1 protein-coding gene is annotated in these 1,740 nt (G+C 69.7%); it reads right to left on the minus strand.

Going from position 1 to position 1,740, the window contains the following annotated elements:
• Positions 1 to 465 precede the first annotated feature (465 nt).
• A complete protein-coding gene (locus AB0447_RS36405; RefSeq protein WP_366481249.1) occupies positions 466 to 1,299 on the minus strand; it encodes an NAD(P)H-binding protein in 834 nt (277 codons plus the stop codon).
• Positions 1,300 to 1,740: the final 441 nt, after the last annotated feature.

A 1,740-nucleotide genomic window follows, 5' to 3' on the forward strand; every position in this document is an offset into this window, starting at 1 on the left:
GGCGGCGGCTGCCGCCCGATCGGCCGCCCTGACGGGCGGACAGCTCCACTTCCCCGAAGGCAGACCCGGGCAGCAGCCCCAAACGACCAGGCGCACCGGATCGCTACGCGCTTCTCTCGGCATAGCGTCCCCGGACCGCCTGTGGCCGGACATAGGCCGCCAACGGCCACTGCTCGCTCCCCCGGTCTCGGCGACCACCAGCCGTCTGGGGTCACCAAAAGGCAGGCACATGAGGGCAATTCGGGCGAGATGGGCCGAGTCCGGGGCCCAGGCGGTCAACTGACCGGCTCTGACTTCCGCCTCCCCGCCATTCGGCTGCCAAGACCACTTAGACCCCCCTCGAAAGGGTGGCGGCATGCAGTAAGAGGCAGGTCGTCGCGCGACCGGCCGCGGCGGCCGGGACGAGGCACCGGGGATAGCTACGCGCTTCTGCCGTCAGGTGGGTGACGGACGGGGCGACGGCACTCAGGGCGTGAAGGCGTGTGCGTTTTCGGTGGCCCATCGGGTGAAGGGACGGGCGGGGCGGCCGGTGACGCGCTCCACCGTGTCGATCACCGTCCGACCCTCCGGGGGTGTGTTCTTGAAGATGTCGATCATCCAGGCGATCGTCCCTTCGTCCAGACCGTCTGCCCGATATCGCGCCGCGGCCTCCTCCTCCGAGAGTTCCACCAGACGGATCTCACGACCGGTGGCGGCCGCGATTGCCGCCACCTTGTCGCGCACGGTCAGCGCCTGGGGGCCGGTGAGCAGGTAGTCCTGGCCACTGTGACCGTCCTCGGCTAGGGCGGTGGCGATGACCGCGCCGATGTCGGCCTCGTGGACCATGGCGCTGAGGCCATCGACGAACGCGGCGCGCACGGTGCCCTCGGCGCGGATGGAATCCGCCCACTCCAGCGCATTCGCCATGAACTCCACCGGTCGCACCACGGTCCAGCCCAGACCGCTGCCCCTGACCGCATCCTCGAGCGGCGTCGGACCACCGCCGTGCAGCACGCAGACCCGCTTCACCCCTGCTTTCCGTGCCAACTCGACGATGTCCGGCCCCGTTTCCAGCGGTTCGTACCCACCACCGGTGAACGTGATCAGGTTCAGGCCGACAACGCCGTCCAAGGCGGGGCCGAGGCCCTTGGGGTCGGTGAGGTCACCCCGTACGACCTCCACGCCTGCCGGCAGCCCCGCCGTGGAGGGATCCCGCGTCAGCGCACGAACCGCATGACCACGCTCCTGCAGTTCCCGAACGACGTGCCGACCCACACTGCCGGTGGCTCCGGTCACGAGATACGTCTGTGTGTTGTCCATGGCTTCACCGTAGGAAGGCTTGCGGTCAGGTTCTGTCCGCGATTGAGGGGAAGCCGGATCGTCAGGCGGGCGTCTCGGCGGCTGTCGGTGACGGTCCCGGGGGAACGGCCTGGTGTGCTCCGTGTCGTGGGTGCCGCGTTTCCCGTTCTGGTGTGCGTTGGCGGTCGGCGTCCACGGCCTGTTGCGCCATGTCGGCCACGCGGCCCGTAGATGACGAGGTTTCCCGGGCTCCTCTGTCCAGCCGCTGGCAGTCTCTCGCCCCTCCGGCAGCGGAGTGCGTAGTGATCGTCTGTCCGGCCACAGGCGGTCCGGGGACGCTATGCCGGGAGAAGCGCGTAGCGATCCGGTGCGCCTGGTCGTTTGGGGCTGCTGCCCGGGTCTGGCTTCGGGGAAGTGGAGCTGTCCGCCCGAAGGGCGGCTGGTCGGGCGGCAGCCGCCGCT

This window comes from Streptomyces sp. NPDC051211, from assembly GCF_040689505.1.
GTDB lineage: Bacteria > Actinomycetota > Actinomycetes > Streptomycetales > Streptomycetaceae > Streptomyces.